The following is a 15984-nucleotide window of genomic DNA, read 5'->3' as shown; positions in this document are numbered from 1 at the left end:
TCTGCGCGGAGGTGCAGGCCGCCCGGCTGCTGGCTAGGGTCGGAGCCGGCAGCTGAACGGACCGAGGCGTGCGACCGAGACCGTGCCTGCACGCCCGGCAACCCGTCCGCCCTCCCGGCGGCGCGGGCTCCGTGGGAGGGGCGCATGAAGACCTGGCTCGACGCGTGGCCGGTGGTCCGGCAGCTCACCGGGAACGATCCGCTCGGCCGCGGTGAGGCGGTGCGGAGCAAGCGGACGAACTCCCTGGCCCCCCGCACGGCCACCGCCGACCGGGTGGTTCAGAGCGTGTGCCCCTACTGCGCGGTGGGCTGCAGCCAGCGGGTGTTCGTGGAGGACGAGAAGGTCACCCAGATCGAGGGTGACCCCGACTCGCCGATCAGCCGCGGCCGGCTGTGCCCCAAGGGGGCGGCCAGCAAGAACCTGGTCACCAGTACGACCCGCCAGACCAAGGTCCGCTACCGCCGTCCGCACGGGACGGAGTGGGAGGACCTCGACCTCGACACCGCGATGGACATGATCGCCGACCGGGTGATCCGGACCCGCCGCGCGACCTGGCAGGACGAGGTCGACGGCAAGCGGGTCAACCGCACGATGGGGATAGCGAGCCTCGGAGGGGCGACCCTCGACAACGAGGAGAACTACCTCATGAAGAAGCTCTACACCGCGCTGGGCGCGGTGCAGGTCGAGAACCAGGCCCGCATATAGCACTCCTCCACCGTCCCCGGTCTGGGGACGTCGTTCGGTCGCGGCGGCGCGACGATGCCGCAGCAGGATCTCGCCAACTCCGACTGCATCGTCATCCAGGGCTCGAACATGGCCGAAGCCCACCCGGTGGGCTTCCAGTGGGTGATGGAGGCCAAGGCGCGCGGTGCGACGGTCATCCACGTCGACCCGCGGTTCACCCGCACGAGCGCGCTGGCCGATCTCCACGTCCCGCTGCGGGCGGGCAGCGACATCGCGTTCCTCGGGGGGCTGATCAACCACGTCCTGCAGAACGAGTTGGACTTCCGCGAGTACGTGGCCGCCTACACCAACGCGGCGGCGATCCTGCGGGAGGACTTCCAGGACACCGAGGACCTCGACGGCCTGTTCTCCGGCTACGACCCGGAGAAGGGGCAGTACGACGAGACGTCCTGGCAGTACGAGGGCACCCAGGTGACCGCCGCGGCCGGTCAGCGCCAGGCGCCCAAGCCAGGCGCGTCCGGCTCGCCCGACGGCCGGCAGCCCGGAGCAGCACCCGATCCGGAGGAGCACGAGGAGGGCAGCGCGGAGGAGTCCGGCAGCGGCGGGCTGCCGGTGGGCGGGAAGCCGTTGCGGGACGAGACCCTCCAGCACCCGCGGTGCGTCTACCAGGTGCTCAAGCGGCACTACGCGCGCTACACCCCGGAGCTGGTCCACGAGGTCTGCGGCATCGAGCCGGCGGTGTTCCTGAAGGTCGCCGATGCGCTGACCAGGAACTCCGGCCGCGAGCGCACCAGCGCCTTCGTCTACTCGGTGGGCTGGACCCAGCACACCGTCGGTGTCCAGTACATCCGTGCGGCCAGCGTGCTGCAGGCGCTGCTGGGGAACATGGGACGCCCGGGTGGCGGCATCCTGGCGCTGCGCGGGCACGCCAGCATCCAGGGGTCGACCGACATCCCGACGCTGTACAACCTGCTGCCCGGGTACATCCCGATGCCGCACGCCCGCGAGGACCGCGACCTCGACGACTTCGTCGCCGAGGCGTCGGGCTCCGTCGGCTACTGGGGCAACATGCGGAAGTACGCGGTCAGCCTGCTCAAGGCCTGGTGGGGCGATGCCGCGCAGCCGGAGAACGACTTCTGCTTCGACCACCTGCCCCGGCTGACCGGCGACCACAGCAACTACACGACGATCGCCGAGCAGATCCAGGGCAACGTGCCCGGATACTTCCTCGTGGGGGAGAACCCCGTGGTCGGCAACGCCAACGGGAAGATGTCCCGGCTCGGCCTGGCCAACCTCGAGTGGCTCGTCGTCCGCGACCTGCAGATGATCGAGTCGGCGACGTTCTGGGAGAACGGGCCGGAGATCGAGACCGGCGAGCTGGTGACCGAGGAGATCCCCACCGAGGTGTTCTTCCTGCCCGCCGCGGCGCACGTGGAGAAGGACGGCTCGTTCACCAACACCCAGCGGCTGCTGCAGTGGCACTCCCAGGCCGTGGAGCCGGAGGGGGACTGCCGCAGCGACCTGTGGTTCTACTTCCACCTCGGCCGGATCGTCCGCGAGAAGCTGGCCGGGTCCACCGACCCGCGGGACCGGCCGATCCTCGACCTCACCTGGGACTACCCGACCCACGGGCCGCACGACGAACCGAGTGCGCATGCGGTGCTCCGCGAGATCAGCGGGACCGGGCCGGACGGGACGGCGGTCTCCGGGTACACCGAGCTCGCCGACGACGGCTCTACCAGCTGCGGCTGCTGGATCTACTCCGGCGTCTTCGCCGACGAGGTGAACCAGGCCAACCGGAAGAAGCCGCACACCGAGCAGGACCTGGTGGCTCCGGAGTGGGGCTGGGCGTGGCCGATGAACCGCCGGGTGCTGTACAACCGCGCCTCGGCCGACCCCGAGGGCCGGCCGTGGAGCGAGCGCAAGAAGTACGTGTACTGGGACGAGGACGCCGGGAAGTGGACCGGCCCGGACGTCCCGGACTTCCAGGCCACCAAGCGGCCGGACCACGTGCCCGCCGAGGGGGCGACCGCCGAGGACGCCCTCTCCGGGACCGACCCGTTCATCATGCAGGGCGACGGGAAGGCGTGGCTGTTCGTGCCGGCGGGGCTGGCCGACGGGCCGATGCCGACCCACTACGAGCCGGCCGAGTCACCGGTGCCCAACCCGCTGTACGAGCGGCAGGCCAACCCCGCGCGCAAGGAGATCAGGGGCGCGTGGAACCGGGCCAACCCGGCGATGAACGAGGTATTCCCGTTCGTCGTCACCACCTACCGGCTCACCGAGCACCACACCGCCGGCGGGATGAGCCGCACCCTGGAGTACCTCGCCGAGCTCCAGCCCGAGTTCTTCTGCGAGGTCAGCCCCCAGCTGGCCGCCGAGCGCGGGCTGGAGCACATGGGCTGGGCCACGCTGGTCAGCGCGCGCAACGCCATCGAGGCACGGGTGCTCGTCACCGAGCGGATGCGCCCGCTGCGGGTCGCCGGTCGCGAGGTGCACCAGATCGGCATCCCGTACCACTGGGGCCAGAACGGCATCACCACCGGCGACTCGGCGAACGAGCTGCTCGGCGTGGTGATGGACCCGAACGTGCACATCCAGGAGTCCAAGGTCGCCACCTGCGACATCCGGCCCGGCCGCCGGCCCCGGGGGCCTGCGCTGGTCGAGTTCGTCGAGGACCACCGCCGCCGGGCCGGCGTCGCCAGTGGGCGGCTCGGCCCCAACGGACGAGCCCCGATCGAGGAGCGGTCATGACGACGATCAGTTCGGCGAGCACCGCCTTCTCCGGGGACGACCCGCACAACCGGTTGTTCGGCCCGGTCCCCGACGTCGCCGGGGAACGCGGCTACGGCGACGACCACCCGCCCCGGGTCGGCTTCTTCACCGACACGTCGGTGTGCATCGGGTGCAAGGCGTGCGAGGTGGCGTGCAAGGAGTGGAACACGCTCCCGATGGACGACGCCGAGGGCAACCGGGCGCAGCTCGGGCTGACCGGGGCGTCGTACGACAACACCGGCATGCTCGGGGCCAACAGCTGGCGGCACGTGGCCTTCGTCGAGCAGAGCCGCGCGGTCGACCTCCCGATGCCGACCGTGGGGGCGCCGGGCGCGGTCGGCGGGCCGCGGCCGCTGGAGGACCCGCCCGTCGTCCACCCCCGGGTGCCGGCGTCGGCGACCACGGCCGAGCAGAGCGCACCGCAGCAGACGCCGTCGGCGGACCGGGAGATCCGGTGGCTGATGAGCTCCGACGTCTGCAAGCACTGCACCCACGCCGCCTGCCTGGACGTCTGCCCGACCGGCTCGCTGTTCCGCACCGAGTTCGGCAGCGTGGTGGTGCAGGAGGACATCTGCAACGGCTGCGGCTACTGCGTGCCCGCCTGCCCCTACGGCGTCATCGACCAGCGGCAGGACGACGGACGGGTGTTCAAGTGCACCCTCTGCTACGACCGGCTCACCGACGGGCTCCAGCCCGCGTGCGCGAGCGCCTGCCCGACCGAGTCGATCCAGTTCGGCGACCTCGACCAGCTCCGGGCCCGTGCCGACGCCCGGCTGGCGGCGCTTCAGGACAAGGGCGTCGAGGGGGTCCGGCTGTACGGGCACGACGAGACCGACGGGGTCGGGGGAGCGGGCGCCTTCTTCCTGCTCCTGGACGAACCGGAGGTCTACGGGCTCCCGCCGGATCCGGTGGTGACCACCCGCGACCTGCCGTCCATGTGGCGGCACGTCGCCGCGGGCGCGGCGATGGTGGTCGGCGTGGTGGCGTCGGCGTTCGTGGGGCGACGCCGGTGACGGCGGGGGAGGCGGTTCCCGGGGCCGGCTGGCGCCGCGCGGACGGCGCACCGGCGCAGGACCGGGAACGGCACCGCCGGTCGGGCGGCCGCGCCCCGCGACCGGGTGAGTCGGTGGTGGGGGAGGCGGAGTTCGCCTCGTACTACGGGCGGCCGGTGATCAAGCCGCCGGTGTGGAAGACCCCGGACGTGCCGCTGTACCTGTTCCTCGGCGGTGCGGCGGGGTCGTCGGCGCTGCTCGGGGCGCTGGCCGAGCTGACCGGCCGGCCGGCCCTGTCCCGCGTCGCGCACCTCACCGCGGGGGGCGGTGCGCTGACGTCGGTGGCCTTCCTCATCCACGACCTGGGCCGGCCGGCGCGGTTCCTGAACATGCTGCGGGTGTTCAAGCCCACGTCGCCGCTGTCGGTGGGTTCCTGGATCCTGGCGCCGTTCAGCGCGCTGGCCACCGCCACGGCCGGGGCCCACCTGCTGGGTCGCTTCCGGCGCCTGCGGATGCTCACCGGGGTGGGGGCGGGCGTGCTCGGCGGACCGATGACCACCTACACCGCGGCGCTCCTGTCCAACACCGCGGTGCCGTCCTGGCACGAGGCGCACCGGGAGCTGCCGTTCGCCTTCGCCGGCTCGGCGATGGCCGCGGGGGGCGGCATCGCCGTCGCCTGCAGCCCTGCGGAGGAGGCCGGGCCGGCCCGCAAGGTCGCCGTCACCGGTGCGCTGATCGAGCTCGGCGCCATGCACCGCATCGAGCACGGCCACGGGCTGGTGAGCGAGCCCTACCGCACCGGCCGCGCGGGCCGGCAGCTGCGGGCCGCCCGCGCCTGCACGGTGACCGGGACGGCGCTGGCCCTCACCGCCGGTCGGCGACGCGTGCCGGCGGTGATCGGGGGTGCCCTCCTGGCGGCCGGCTCCGTGTTCACCCGCTTCGGCGTCTTCGACGCCGGCATGGCCAGCGCGAAGGATCCGAAGTACACCGTCGAGCCGCAGCGGGCACGGGCTGCCGGACGGGACGCGGCGAACGCGAGCGCCGAGGAAGCGCACACGCCGTCCTGAGTCCGGCAGCAAGCGTTGCCATGGGTGGGTGATGTTCACCCAGCCGGGCCTCTACGACGAGGCGCGCTCGGCTTCCTCTTGCTGACGCTTCTCCCGAGAGCGAAGGGTGCGGACCAGCCACACGCTGGAGGTCGCCAGCCACAGGACAGCGATGAAGATCCGCCAGCCGTCGTCTCCGTCGATGACCGCGAGCACCAGTACGACGAGCCAGATGCCGGCGAGCACGACCCAGAACCCCAGGTCCAGCGCCCGCAGGGTGCGACGGACCCACGGCTCGGACACCCGCGGAAGCGTAGCCGCCTGCATTCGTCGTGCCCGCTGCCACGAGGTCGCAGCCGCTGGCGAGCCGGTGCATCCACGCACCGACCGCTCGCCGTCCACCGAGGCGTGCCCGGCGGCGCGGTGGCAAGGTTCCTTCGTCCCTTGAGGAGGAGTGGCCCGTGGTCATCCATGAGGAACACATCGAGCAGTTCGACCGCAGTCTGCGGAGGACATGACCGTGACAACGTTCAGCCGGAGGGCCTTCGGCTTGATCGTCGTATCGCTCATCAGCGTCGTCGGCCTCACGGCGTGGTACGGGCGATTCGTCTGGGAGGACAGCGGCTCGTTCGCCTTCTCGATGTTCGGCGTGCCACTGGCGTGCACGGCGCTGGCTCTGGTGGCCGAACGTGCCGGCAGGACGCCGTTGGCTTCCGCGGTGGTGGCGGTCCTCGGGCTGGTGTCGGTGGCGTGGTCGCTCGTCACGGGCCTGGGCATCGGTGGCGCCTTCCTGCTGCCGTCATGCCTGCTGCTGGTCGCCGCCCTGATCTCGTGGGTGGACCGACGGGGGCGGGACACCGCTACGCCCCGGCGGACCTGATCGAGGCCGTGCACCAGGCTGATCGAGCGCGGGCAGCCTGGTGCACGATCTCGCTGGCCTCCGCTTCGGCCGCGGGGAACAGCGGGGCCGCCGAGGATGGCGTCACCCACCCGCACGACGAGTGGCGGCGGCTCCAGCTGCAGGTCGGGCACCTCATGTGGCGGCTCGAGGAGGCGGGCGTCGAGACCGGGACCACCGTCCTGCACAGCGATGAAGCCGTGGACCCGGACGGTCAGGCCGACCTCTCTCCCATCACACCTCGGCCGTAAGGGGGGCGCCGTCGTGAGGTCCGGACGGCGCGGCTCCCGCGGTACCGGCCGGCTCACGGCCGGCCGGCCGCGTCCGATCCGGGCTGCTCGGCCGGGTGCGTGCCGCTGAGGTGCCGGGCGGCGTTGACCAGGCCGACGTGGCTGAACGCCTGCGGCACGTTGCCGAGCTGGCGGCCGGCCCGGGGGTCGTACTCCTCGCTCAGCAGCCCCAGGTCGTTGCGCAGGCCGAGCAGCCGCTCGAACGACCGCGTCGCCTCGGTGCGGCGTCCGGTGCCGTTCAACGCGTCGACCAGCCAGAAGCTGCACGCGAGGAAGGCGCCCTCCGCGCCGGGCAGCCCGTCGTCGGTGTCCTCGGCCTCCGGCCGGTACCGGAGCAGGAGGCCGTCCTCGTCGAGTTGCCGGCGGACGGCCTCCACGGTGCCGATCACCCGGGGGTCGTCCCAGCCGAGGAACCCGAACCGCGGGATGAGCAGCAGGGCCGCGTCCAGGCCGCGTGAGCCGTAGTACTGGGTGAACGTCCCGCGCTCGGCGTCGTAGCCCTTCGCGCACACGTCGGCGTGGATCTCGCTCCGCAGGGCCCGCCAGCGGTCCACCGGACCGTCGAGGCCCTGCTGCTCGACCGCCCGGACCGCGCTGTCGACCCCGGCCCAGGCCATGACCTTGCTGTGCACGAAGTGCCGCCGCGTGGTGCGGACCTCCCACAGGCCGTTGTCGGGCTCCTCCCACGCGCCCTCCAGGTAGTCCAGGAGCCCCCGCTGGAGGGACCACGCGTCCGCGCTGTGCGGCATGCCGGCCTCACGGGCCAGGTGCAGGCCGTCGAGCACCTCGCCCCAGACGTCGAGCTGGAACTGGTCGGCCGCGGCGTTCCCGATCCGTACCGGCGCGGAGCCCTCGTAACCGGAGAGCCAGGGCAGCTCGTGCTCCGGCAGCCGCCGGGTGCCGTCGAGGCCGTACATGATCCGGAGATCCGCGGGATCCCCGGCCACCGCGCGCAGCAACCAGTCCCGCCACGCCCGCGCCTCGTGCACGTAGCCGGTGCCGAGCAGGGCCTGCAAGGTGAACGTGGCGTCCCGGAGCCAGGTGTAGCGGTAGTCCCAGTTGCGCACCCCGCCCAGCTTCTCGGGGAGGGAGGTCGTCGCCGCGGCGACGATCCCCCCGGTGGGTGCGTAGGTCAGCGCCTTGAGGGTGATCAGCGAGCGGCGGACCGCGTCGTCCCACCGTCCGGTGTAGTCGCACCGGCCGATCCAGTCGGCCCAGAACGTCTCGGTGTTGGCCAGAGCCGCCTCGGGATCCAGCGGCCGGGGACGCGGTCGGTGGGACGGCCCGTGGCTGAGGACGAACGGGATGCGCTCCCCGGCGCCGACCCGGAACTCCGCCCGGGCCGTCCCGTCGTGCTGCTCGACGGGAACCGGGGTGCGCAGCCACAGGGCGTCCGGTCCCGCGACGGCGACCAGATCGTCGCCCTCGGTGTAGGTCCACGGTCGGAGCTGGCCGTAGTCGAAGCGCGGCCGCAGGGTCGTCTGCATCCGCACCCGGCCGGAGCGTCCCGCCACGATCCGGACGACGTCGGCGGACTCGCCGCGCACGGGCATGAAGTCGATGACGACGACCGAGCCCTCGGGCGTCTCCCACTCCGTCTCGAGCACCAGCGAGTCCCCGCGGTAGCGACGTCCGGTGCAGGTGGCCCTCCCGCTGGGTGCCAGCAGCCAGCGACCCGCGCGGTCGTCGTCGAGCAGTGCGGCGAAGCAGGCGGGGGAGTCGAAGCGGGGCAGGCACAACCAGTCCACCGACCCGTCGCGACCCACGAGGGCGGCGGTCTGCAGGTCACCGATCAGCCCGTAGTCCTCGATCCGCCGTGCCATCGGTCAGCGATCGCGGCGCCAGGCGGCCACCGCCGTCGCCAGGAGCCCGGCGCCGGCTGCGGCGAGGGTCCCGTGGTGACGGGAGGCCCAGATCTGCGGATCCCGGTCGCGGGTGCGGTGGCGGAAGCTGCCGCGGGCGCCGAAGTCACGGCCTTCGGGCCCGTCGGCCGGCTCCCAGAGGTTGACCGGGTCGGTGGACGAGGCCTTCTCGCCCCGCTGCTGGCCCTCGTACCCGTTCCGAGCGAGGTACCAGTCCAGGAACTGGGGCCAGACCTTGTTGCCGAGGATGGTCCAGACGGTCGGGTTGCCCACCCACCACGCACGGCGGCGCGGGTGCTCGGTGGCGTGCACGAGCGCGTCGGCCATCATGTCCACCGGGTAGATCGGGGGCACCGGCTGAGGCCGTTCCGGAAGCTTGTTGAGGACCCAGTCGAACTGCGGGGTGTTGACCCCGGGCAGGTTGACCATCGTGACGTGCACGTTGCTGCCGTCGTGCCGGAGCTCGGTCAGCAGCGACTCGGTGAAGCCCTTGATGGCGTGCTTGGCGCCGCAGTAGACGCTCTGCAGGGGGATGCCGCGGTAGGCGAGGGCGGAGCCGGTCTGCACGATCACGCCGCGGTCGCGCGGCTTCATCCGCCGCAGCGCGGACATGGTGCCGTGCACGAAGCCCAGGTAGGTGACCTGGGTGACGCGCTCCCATTCCTCGGCGGTGATCTGCTCGAAGGGCGCGAAGACCGTGCTGAAGGCGACGTTGCACCAGACGTCGATCGGGCCGAGCTCGTCCTCCACCCGGCCGGCCGCCGCATCGACGGCCGCGGCGTCGGCGACGTCCACCGGGATCACCAGCGGGGTGCCCCCGGCGGCCCGGACCTCCGCGGCGGCCGCGGCGAGCCCCGTCTCGCCCCGGGCCAGCAGGGCGACCCGGTCCCCCCGGCGGGCGAAGGCGACCGCGGTGGCCCGTCCGATCCCGCCACTGGCCCCGGTCACGACGACGACTCTCCCGGTTCCGGTTGCTTCCGTTCCGCGCACGGCAGGCCCTCCCGGTTGGTTGTCCGCGGCAGGGATCAGCCCGGCCGCACGAACGGGGCGCGCGACCGTGGGCGCGCATCGACTCCCATCGGTGTGCACGGTCGGCGCGGGCGGCAAACCCGTTCCGGGCGACGAAGTGACGTGTCCGGCGAGGTCAGTCGGCGGCCTGGTCCGCGGCGTGGTCGTTCCCGCCGAAGACCCGCGCGGCGACCTCGCGGCGGGTCGCGGTGAGCCACTCGTGCTGTCGGTTGGCCTGCTCGACCAGCCCGTTCAGCTGCTCCTTGTCCAGGCGCTCGTCGGCGTCGGCCACTTCCCGGAGGCTCTCGAAGCCGCTGCGCTTGGCCCGGACGGCGGATGCCAGGAACTCGAACTCCACGAGGTCGCTCAGCGGGGAACGGCTGACGAGCCGGCCGTTCAGCTTGAGCCGCGACGCCTTCTCGCCGAGCCACAGCGCCACCTGCTTGTACCGCTGCACCGGGAGGCCCAGAGCCGCCATCGTCGACCGCAGCGCCTCGTTCTCCCCGTGCAACTCGGTCAGCAACTGCTCGAGCGCCGGTGCGTACGGCGTGTTCCGGTGCACGTCCAGCATCCGCCGGACGAGTTCGATGCCTCCGACCGATGCGGCCAGGTGGTCGTTGCAGTAGATCGCCAGCAGATCGAGGTTGTGCAGGCCGGCGGGCGGTTCGGACACGGGACCTCCAGGGGTCGGGCACGACTGCCCACAGTCTCGTCGCCGACGGGGCCCCGCGCGCGGGGTCGTCCGGGGCGTGTAGGGTGGGTTCTACCGACGCGGGGTGGAGCAGCTCGGTAGCTCGCTGGGCTCATAACCCAGAGGTCGCAGGTTCGAATCCTGTCCCCGCTACCACGGTCGAGGGCCCGGTCACCACGGTGACCGGGCCCTCGCGCTGTCCGGCCCGCCACGGCGTCCGCCCAGGTCGGCACAGGTGTGTGTTGTGCGTCACGGCAACTGTCTCTAGCGTTCGGTCACCGACCGATCCCAGGGGAGGAGCTCCGTGTCCGTCGACGCCGCAGCCGCAGCGGGAACTGCTCCGCCACCTCGTCGAGCCGAGGCCGAGGACCTCGGGGTCGAGCTGTCCGACCGCGATTTCTGGGCCCGGCCGCCGGCCGAACGGCACGCCGTCTTCGACCGGCTGCGGAGCGAGCGGCCGTTCGCGTTCTTCGCCGAGCCCGAGATCCCGAACCTGCCCAGCGGCCCGGGCTACCACGCCGTCACGCGCTACGCGGACCTGGAGGCGATCAGCTCCCGGCCGGCGGTCTTCTGCTCGGGCGAGGGCGCGGTGTCGATCCAGGACATCCCGGCCGACCTCAACGAGTTCTACGGCTCGCTGATCAGCATGGACGACCCCCGGCACGCGAAGATCCGCCGGATCGTGGCGAAGACGTTCACCCCGCGGATGCTCGAGCGGGTCGTGGACTCGGTGGCCGGGATCGCCGACGACGTCCTCGCGGCCGTCCGGCGGAAGGCCGCCGAGGGGGACGGCACGTTCGACGTCGTCGCCGACCTCGCCGCGCCCATCCCGCTGCGGGTCATCTGCGACATGATGGGCGTGCCCGAGGAGGACCGGGCGATGGTCCTGGCGAAGTCCAACGTGATCCTCTCCGGCGGCGACCCCGAGCTCGTCGAGAACGACGAGGACCCGCTCACCGGCGTGCTCATGGCCGGGATCGAGCTGGCCGGGCTGATGGAGCGGCTGGCCGCCGAGCGGGTGCAGGAGCCCACCGACGACCTGACGACGGCGCTGGTGACCACCGACGTCGACGGCGAGCGGCTCAGCCACCAGGAGATCGCGTCGTTCTTCATCCTGCTGCTGGTGGCCGGCAACGAGACCACCCGCAACGCCATCTCGCAGGGGCTGCTGGCGCTGCAGGAGCACCCCGAGCAGCGGGCCCGGTGGGTGGCCGACCCCGGTCTCACCCGCACGGCCGTCGAGGAGATCGTCCGCTGGACCAGCCCGGTCACGTGGATGCGCCGCACCGCCACCCAGGACGGCGAGGTGAACGGCCACCGGTTCCGGGCCGGCGACAAGTTCCTGCTCTTCTACGGCGCCGCCAACCGCGACCCCGAGGTCTTCGCCGAGCCCCACCGGTTCGACGTGGCCCGCGACCCCAACCCGCACGTCGGGTTCGGGTCCAAGGGGCCGCACTTCTGCCTCGGCGCGCACCTCGCCCGCCGGGAGCTCGCGGTCACGTTCGCCAAGGTGTTCGAGCAGCTGCCCGACCTGGTGGTCACCGGCCCGCCGGACCGGCTGCGGTCCTCGTTCGTCAACGGCCTCAAGCGGCTGCCCGCCCGGCTGGACGGCGCCCGATGAGCCGGCTCGTGGCCGACCTGGAGAAGTGCGTCGGGGCGGGGGCCTGCGAGGCGCTGGCCCCGGACGTGTTCGAGGTGGGCGACGAGGGGACGGTGACGGTGCTGCGCCCGAACCCGGCGCCCGAGGAGCTGCGCGACGTCGAGGAGGCGGTGCAGCAGTGCCCGACCCGGGCGCTGGAGCTGCACCCGGAACAGCCCGCCCCCGCGGCCGGTTGACCGCTGACATGGAGCCCACCGTCACCGACGTCCCCGAGTCCGACCGCTTCGAGATCCGCGACGGCGAGCGCGTCCTGGGCCTGGCCGCCTACGAGCGCCGTGGCGAGACCGTGGTGTTCACCCACACCGAGGTCGACCCCGATGCCGGGCAGTCGGGGCTGGGCAGCACGCTGGTCCGGGCGGCGCTCGACGAGGTCCGCTCCCGCGGCGGGTCCGTGGTGCCCCGCTGCTCGTTCGTCGCCGGCTGGATCGAGCGCCACCCCGACTACGCCGACCTCGTCGCCGACCCGGAGCGCTGAGCCCGGGACCGGTGGGGCGGTCCCGCCGCCCCACCGGTCCGCGTCAGAGGACCTTCGAGCCGTACATCTCGCCGAGCGGGTCGGCGATCAGCTCGATGCGGGCGCCGTCCGGGTCGCGGAAGTAGACCGAGACCCCGCTGTGCACCTCGTGCGGGACCCCGGCCTCGGTGAGCCGCTGCACGAGCTGCTCCCAGCCCTGCGGATCGACGCTGATGGCCAGGTGGTGCAGGCCACCGAGCACCTCGGCGTACGGGCCGACGTCCAGCCCCGGGAAGTCGAAGAAGGCCAGCAGGTTGCCGTTGCCGATGTCGAAGAAGAAGTGTGAGGAGCCGGGGTAGTCGCGGTTCTCGATCAGCTCGGTGAGCGGGAAGCCGAGCACGTCCTGGTAGAAGCGCACGGTCCGCTCGACGTCGCTGCTGATCAGCGCGGTGTGGTGCAGCCCCCGGGCGGTCGACCGGGGGCGCGCTCCGGCCGGGCGCAGGTGCGCCTCGCGGATGCGGGTGCGTGCGGCCTCCAGGGCGGCCAGGTCACGGGTGCTCTCGGCGGTGCTCACGGGCTCCTCCTCGCTCGGTGCGGCTGCCGGCGACAACCGGTGAGACGGTGATCTCGTTCCCCCCGCGTGCCCGCTGCATGCCCGGCTGCGAGGGTGGAGATCATGCGCGTTCTCGTGGCCGGGTGGTTCAGCTTCGACGAGGTGATCGCCACCGTCGGCGACGAGCTGGGAGCCGACGCCGTCGTGCGCTGGCTCACCGACCTGGGCATCGACCACGACGTCGCCTGGGCGCCGTACCTCGGCCGTGGCGTGCACTGGCGCGACGTCGATCCGGCCGACTACACGCACCTGCTGTTCACCACCGGGCCGGTCGGGGACCTGGCGCCCCTGCCCGAGCTGACCGCCGCGTTCGCCGGCGCCCGGCGCTGGGCGGTGAACGTCTCCGTCGTCGACGACGTCGCCCCGACGCTGTTCGACGCGATCCTGGAGCGCGACGCCCGGGGGGTCGCCCGACCGGACCTGGCCATCGAGGGGCCCGCGCCCGAGGTCCCCGTGCTGGCGGTCGCCTTCGCGCCGGTGCAGGGCGAGTACGGCGACCGCAGCCGCGCCGACCGGGTCCGCGGCGTCGTCGAGGAGTGGCTGGCGGCCCGCGCGCTGCCGTGGTTCCCGATCGACACCGACCTGTACGACAAGCCGCACCCGCGGCGGCCGGCTCAGGTCGAGGCGCTGCTCCGGCGCGCCGACGTGGTGCTGAGCATGCGCCTGCACGGCATGGTCCTGGGGCTGAAGCACGGGCGTCCGGTCATCGCCTGCGACGCCGTCTCCGGGGGCGCGAAGGTCACCGGCCAGGCCGAGGCGCTGGGCTGGCCGCTGCTGCTGGCCGCGGACGAGGTGACGGCCGAGGCCCTCGACGGCGCTCTCGCCCGCTGCCTGTCCGGGGAGCTGACCGCCGCGGTGGCGGAGGCGCAGCGGCGTGGGGTGGCCGGCAACGAGCGGGCGCGGGAGTGGCTCACCGGGCAGCTGGGGCGCTGAGCGGCCGCTGCGCCGCCGCGAACCGGCGCTCGACGTCGCGCGGGACCGGCCGCCGCTGCCGCAGCGCGGCCGGCAGCCGGCGGGCCCAGCCGCGGAGGGCGGCCCTGGCCGCCGGGTCGGTGCGGGCCCGGCGGGCCAGCCGCGCGGTGGCGGCGAGCGCGACGGGGAGCGGCCGGCGCAGCCAGTCGACCAACAGGTCGTTGCGGGTCTGCAGCGCCCAGCGCCGCGGGGACACGGCGGGGGGACCGGCCGGGTCGTGCCAGGCGACGACGTCGTCGGCGTAGACCTGCTGCCAGCCCGCCGCCGCGAGGTCGAGCGCCAGCAGGTGCTCCTCGCCGCCGAAGAACAACAGCGGCGCGAACCCGCCGGCCGACAGGTACGCGTCGCGCCGCACCACCGTGGCGAAGGCGGGGAAGCTCAGCACGTCGGGCCCCGGGTTCCCCGGCGTGACCCCGAGGACGGCGGCCCGGTGCTTGCGCGTGACCGCGTCGACCGACCCGTCGGCGGCCATCCGCACCCGGCCGGCGACCAGCGCGACCTGCGGATGGGCGTCCAGCAGGTCGGCGGCCCGGTCCAGGGCGCCCGGTTCCCACCAGGAGTCGTCGTCGGCGAAGGCCACGTACGGCGTGCCGGCACGCCGGACCCCCGACGTCCGCGCCACCGCCCCGGCGTTGGCGGGCAGCTCCACCACGGTCACCGCCGGGTGCCGTTCGCGGACGGCGGCGGGTGTGCCGTCGGAGGAGCCGTTGTCGACCACGACCACCGGCGGCAGGCCCGGGCCCGCGAGGTGGTCGAGGCTGCGGAGCAGCGGGTCGCGGCGGTCGCGGGTGGCGACGACGACGGTCACGCGCGGAGGAGTCACCTGCTCCCCGTACCGTGCGCGGGTGATCCTCGAACACGCGTCGCCCGCCGCCGGACCCGTCGAGGTGGACCGGTGATCGAACTGCGGACCCCTGGTGAACTGGATGCCATGCGAGCCGCCGGCGCCGTGGTCGCCGACATGCACGCCGCGGTGCGGGCGCTCGCGGCACCGGGCGTGCGGCTGACCCAGCTCGACGCCGTGGCCCGCGACGTGCTGGCCGACGCCGGCGCCACCTCGCCCTTCCTCGGCTACGCGCCGCTGCACACCACCCCGCCGTTTCCCGGTGTGCTGTGCCTGTCGGTGAACGACGTCGCGCTGCACGGCATCCCGACGCCCTACGAACTGGAGGACGGTGACCTGCTCAGCGTGGACGCCGGCGCCGTCCTGGACGGGTGGGTCGGGGACGCGGCGATCACCTTCCCGGTGGGTACGCCGCGGCCGGAGGACCTCGAGCTGGTGGCGACCGCCGAGCGCGCGCTGGCGGCGGGCATCGCGGCGGCGGTCGTCGGCAACCGGGTAGGCGACATCTCCGCGGCGATCGGCGCGGTCGGCCGGGCCGGCGGGTGCGGCATCAACACCGACCAGGGCGGTCACGGGGTGGGCCGCACCATGCACGAGGCGCCGTCCGTGCCCAACGAGGGCCGGGCCGGGCGCGGGGTCCCGCTGCGCGCCGGCCTGGTGATCGCGATCGAGCCGTGGTTCCTCGCCGGCGGCTCCGACGACTACACGGTGGACGCCGACGGCTGGACGCTGCGCAGCGCCGACGGCAGCCGCGCCGCGCACGTCGAGCACACCGTCGCCGTCACCGCCGACGGCCCCCGCATCCTCACCGCCCCGCGCTGAGCGCCGCCGCGGCAGTCCACCGGCGCGATGTCCGGCGGGCCGTACGGTGCACGCCGTGATCCTCGAGCATGCAGAGCTGTCCGTGACACCTGGCCGCGAGGCCGAGTTCGAGGCGGCGTTCCGGTCCGCTGCCCCGATCATCTCCGCGTCGCCGGGCTTCCGGCGGCTGCTGCTGTCCCGGTGCGTGGAGCGGGAGAACGTCTTCCTCCTGCTCGTCGAGTGGAACAGCGTGGAGGACCACACCGAGGGATTCCGCGGGTCACCGGGGTACCAGGAGTGGCGGCGCCTGCTGCACTCCTTCTACGAACCGTTCCCGGTGGTCGAGCACTTCCGCCCGCTGTTCATCGTCGGGCCGACCCCGACGGCGGCCTGA

Annotated in this window: 15 protein-coding genes, 1 tRNA gene and 1 pseudogene; 11 read left to right on the top strand and 6 right to left on the bottom strand. The window is 73.3% G+C overall.

Going from position 1 to position 15984, the window contains the following annotated elements; all coding sequences use genetic code 11:
• Positions 1-144 precede the first annotated feature (144 nt).
• The 3 genes and pseudogenes from fdh to nrfD all read left to right on the top strand — a co-directional run bounded on the left by fdh (position 145) and on the right by nrfD (position 5518).
• Positions 145-3438 (top strand): annotated as a pseudogene (fdh, locus tag ABDB74_RS16685) (formate dehydrogenase).
• Positions 3435-4472: a 4Fe-4S dicluster domain-containing protein gene (locus ABDB74_RS16680; protein WP_346619882.1), complete on the top strand. Its 1038-nt coding sequence runs from the start codon at positions 3435-3437 to the stop codon at positions 4470-4472. Before fdh ends, ABDB74_RS16680 begins: the two are co-directional and overlap by 4 nt.
• On the top strand, positions 4469-5518 hold the full coding sequence (nrfD, locus tag ABDB74_RS16675) for an NrfD/PsrC family molybdoenzyme membrane anchor subunit (protein WP_346619881.1): 1050 nt from the start codon (positions 4469-4471) through the stop codon (positions 5516-5518). Before ABDB74_RS16680 ends, nrfD begins: the two co-directional genes overlap by 4 nt.
• Positions 5519-5569: 51 nt before the next feature.
• Here the strand turns inward: nrfD and ABDB74_RS16670 are convergent, their stop codons facing one another.
• Positions 5570-5800 (bottom strand): hypothetical protein, encoded by a 231-nt coding sequence (locus tag ABDB74_RS16670; RefSeq protein ID WP_346619880.1) that lies wholly within the window; start codon positions 5798-5800, stop codon positions 5570-5572.
• A 217-nt stretch (positions 5801-6017) separates the two neighbouring features.
• Between ABDB74_RS16670 and ABDB74_RS16665 the strand changes: the two genes are divergently transcribed.
• Complete coding sequence (locus ABDB74_RS16665) at positions 6018-6377, top strand: hypothetical protein (RefSeq protein ID WP_346619879.1); 360 nt, start codon at positions 6018-6020, stop codon at positions 6375-6377.
• A gap of 322 nt (positions 6378-6699) precedes the next feature.
• Here the strand turns inward: ABDB74_RS16665 and ABDB74_RS16660 are convergent, their stop codons facing one another.
• The 3 genes from ABDB74_RS16660 to ABDB74_RS16650 form a co-directional block, all read right to left on the bottom strand.
• Positions 6700-8508 (bottom strand): glycoside hydrolase family 15 protein, encoded by a 1809-nt coding sequence (locus ABDB74_RS16660; protein WP_346619878.1) that lies wholly within the window; start codon positions 8506-8508, stop codon positions 6700-6702.
• A 3-nt stretch (positions 8509-8511) separates the two neighbouring features.
• On the bottom strand, positions 8512-9537 hold the full coding sequence (locus tag ABDB74_RS16655; protein ID WP_346619877.1) for an SDR family oxidoreductase: 1026 nt from the start codon (positions 9535-9537) through the stop codon (positions 8512-8514).
• Positions 9538-9691: 154 nt separating this feature from the next.
• Positions 9692-10228 (bottom strand): hypothetical protein, encoded by a 537-nt coding sequence (locus ABDB74_RS16650; protein WP_346619876.1) that lies wholly within the window; start codon positions 10226-10228, stop codon positions 9692-9694.
• A gap of 97 nt (positions 10229-10325) precedes the next feature.
• Between ABDB74_RS16650 and ABDB74_RS16645 the strand changes: the two genes are divergently transcribed.
• The 4 genes from ABDB74_RS16645 (at position 10326) to ABDB74_RS16630 (ending at position 12381) form a co-directional block, all read left to right on the top strand.
• A tRNA-Met gene (locus ABDB74_RS16645) sits at positions 10326-10402 on the top strand.
• A 148-nt stretch (positions 10403-10550) separates the two neighbouring features.
• Entirely contained in the window at positions 10551-11867 is a 1317-nt protein-coding gene (locus ABDB74_RS16640; RefSeq protein WP_346619875.1) for a cytochrome P450, read from the top strand.
• Positions 11864-12082 carry a ferredoxin gene (locus ABDB74_RS16635; protein WP_346619874.1) on the top strand — a complete coding sequence of 73 codons (219 nt, stop codon included), beginning with the start codon at positions 11864-11866 and terminating at the stop codon, positions 12080-12082. Before ABDB74_RS16640 ends, ABDB74_RS16635 begins: the two co-directional genes overlap by 4 nt.
• Positions 12083-12090: 8 nt before the next feature.
• Positions 12091-12381 (top strand): GNAT family N-acetyltransferase, encoded by a 291-nt coding sequence (locus tag ABDB74_RS16630; protein ID WP_346619873.1) that lies wholly within the window; start codon positions 12091-12093, stop codon positions 12379-12381.
• Between the two features lie 43 nt (positions 12382-12424).
• On the opposite strand, the gene ABDB74_RS16625 is transcribed toward ABDB74_RS16630, so the two are convergent.
• Positions 12425-12934, bottom strand: a complete 510-nt coding sequence (locus ABDB74_RS16625) for a VOC family protein (RefSeq protein ID WP_346619872.1) — start codon at positions 12932-12934, stop codon at positions 12425-12427.
• A 102-nt stretch (positions 12935-13036) separates the two neighbouring features.
• On the opposite strand from ABDB74_RS16625, the gene ABDB74_RS16620 reads away from it, so the two are divergent.
• Positions 13037-13906 (top strand): polysaccharide pyruvyl transferase family protein, encoded by an 870-nt coding sequence (locus tag ABDB74_RS16620; protein WP_346619871.1) that lies wholly within the window; start codon positions 13037-13039, stop codon positions 13904-13906.
• Here the strand turns inward: ABDB74_RS16620 and ABDB74_RS16615 are convergent.
• Entirely contained in the window at positions 13884-14753 is an 870-nt protein-coding gene (locus tag ABDB74_RS16615) for a glycosyltransferase (protein ID WP_346619870.1), read from the bottom strand. The two genes, ABDB74_RS16620 and ABDB74_RS16615, sit on opposite strands and share 23 nt — an antisense overlap.
• 87 nt (positions 14754-14840) lie before the next feature.
• On the opposite strand from ABDB74_RS16615, the gene map reads away from it, so the two are divergent.
• Both map and ABDB74_RS16605 read left to right on the top strand, forming a co-directional pair.
• A complete protein-coding gene (gene map, locus ABDB74_RS16610; protein ID WP_346619869.1) occupies positions 14841-15611 on the top strand; it encodes a type I methionyl aminopeptidase in 771 nt (256 codons plus the stop codon).
• A 55-nt stretch (positions 15612-15666) separates the two neighbouring features.
• Positions 15667-15984, top strand: coding sequence for an antibiotic biosynthesis monooxygenase (locus ABDB74_RS16605; protein WP_346619868.1), 318 nt, complete (start codon positions 15667-15669; stop codon positions 15982-15984).

It is taken from the genome of Blastococcus sp. HT6-4, assembly GCF_039679125.1.
GTDB classification, from domain to species: Bacteria; Actinomycetota; Actinomycetes; order Mycobacteriales; family Geodermatophilaceae; genus Blastococcus; species Blastococcus montanus.
Note: the sequence above shows the minus strand (reverse complement) of the source record. Positions and strands in the feature narration are given on the sequence as shown.

Bases quoted from the DNA above. Each gene is read 5' to 3' on its own strand.
- ABDB74_RS16620 (WP_346619871.1), top strand. From the start codon at position 13,037: ATGCGCGTTCTCGTGGCCGGGTGGTTCAGCTTCGACGAGGTGATCGCC.
- ABDB74_RS16630 (WP_346619873.1), top strand. From the start codon at position 12,091: ATGGAGCCCACCGTCACCGACGTCCCCGAGTCCGACCGCTTCGAGATC.
- ABDB74_RS16635 (WP_346619874.1), top strand. From the start codon at position 11,864: ATGAGCCGGCTCGTGGCCGACCTGGAGAAGTGCGTCGGGGCGGGGGCC.
- ABDB74_RS16660 (WP_346619878.1), bottom strand. From the start codon at position 8,508: ATGGCACGGCGGATCGAGGACTACGGGCTGATCGGTGACCTGCAGACC.
- ABDB74_RS16680 (WP_346619882.1), top strand. From the start codon at position 3,435: ATGACGACGATCAGTTCGGCGAGCACCGCCTTCTCCGGGGACGACCCG.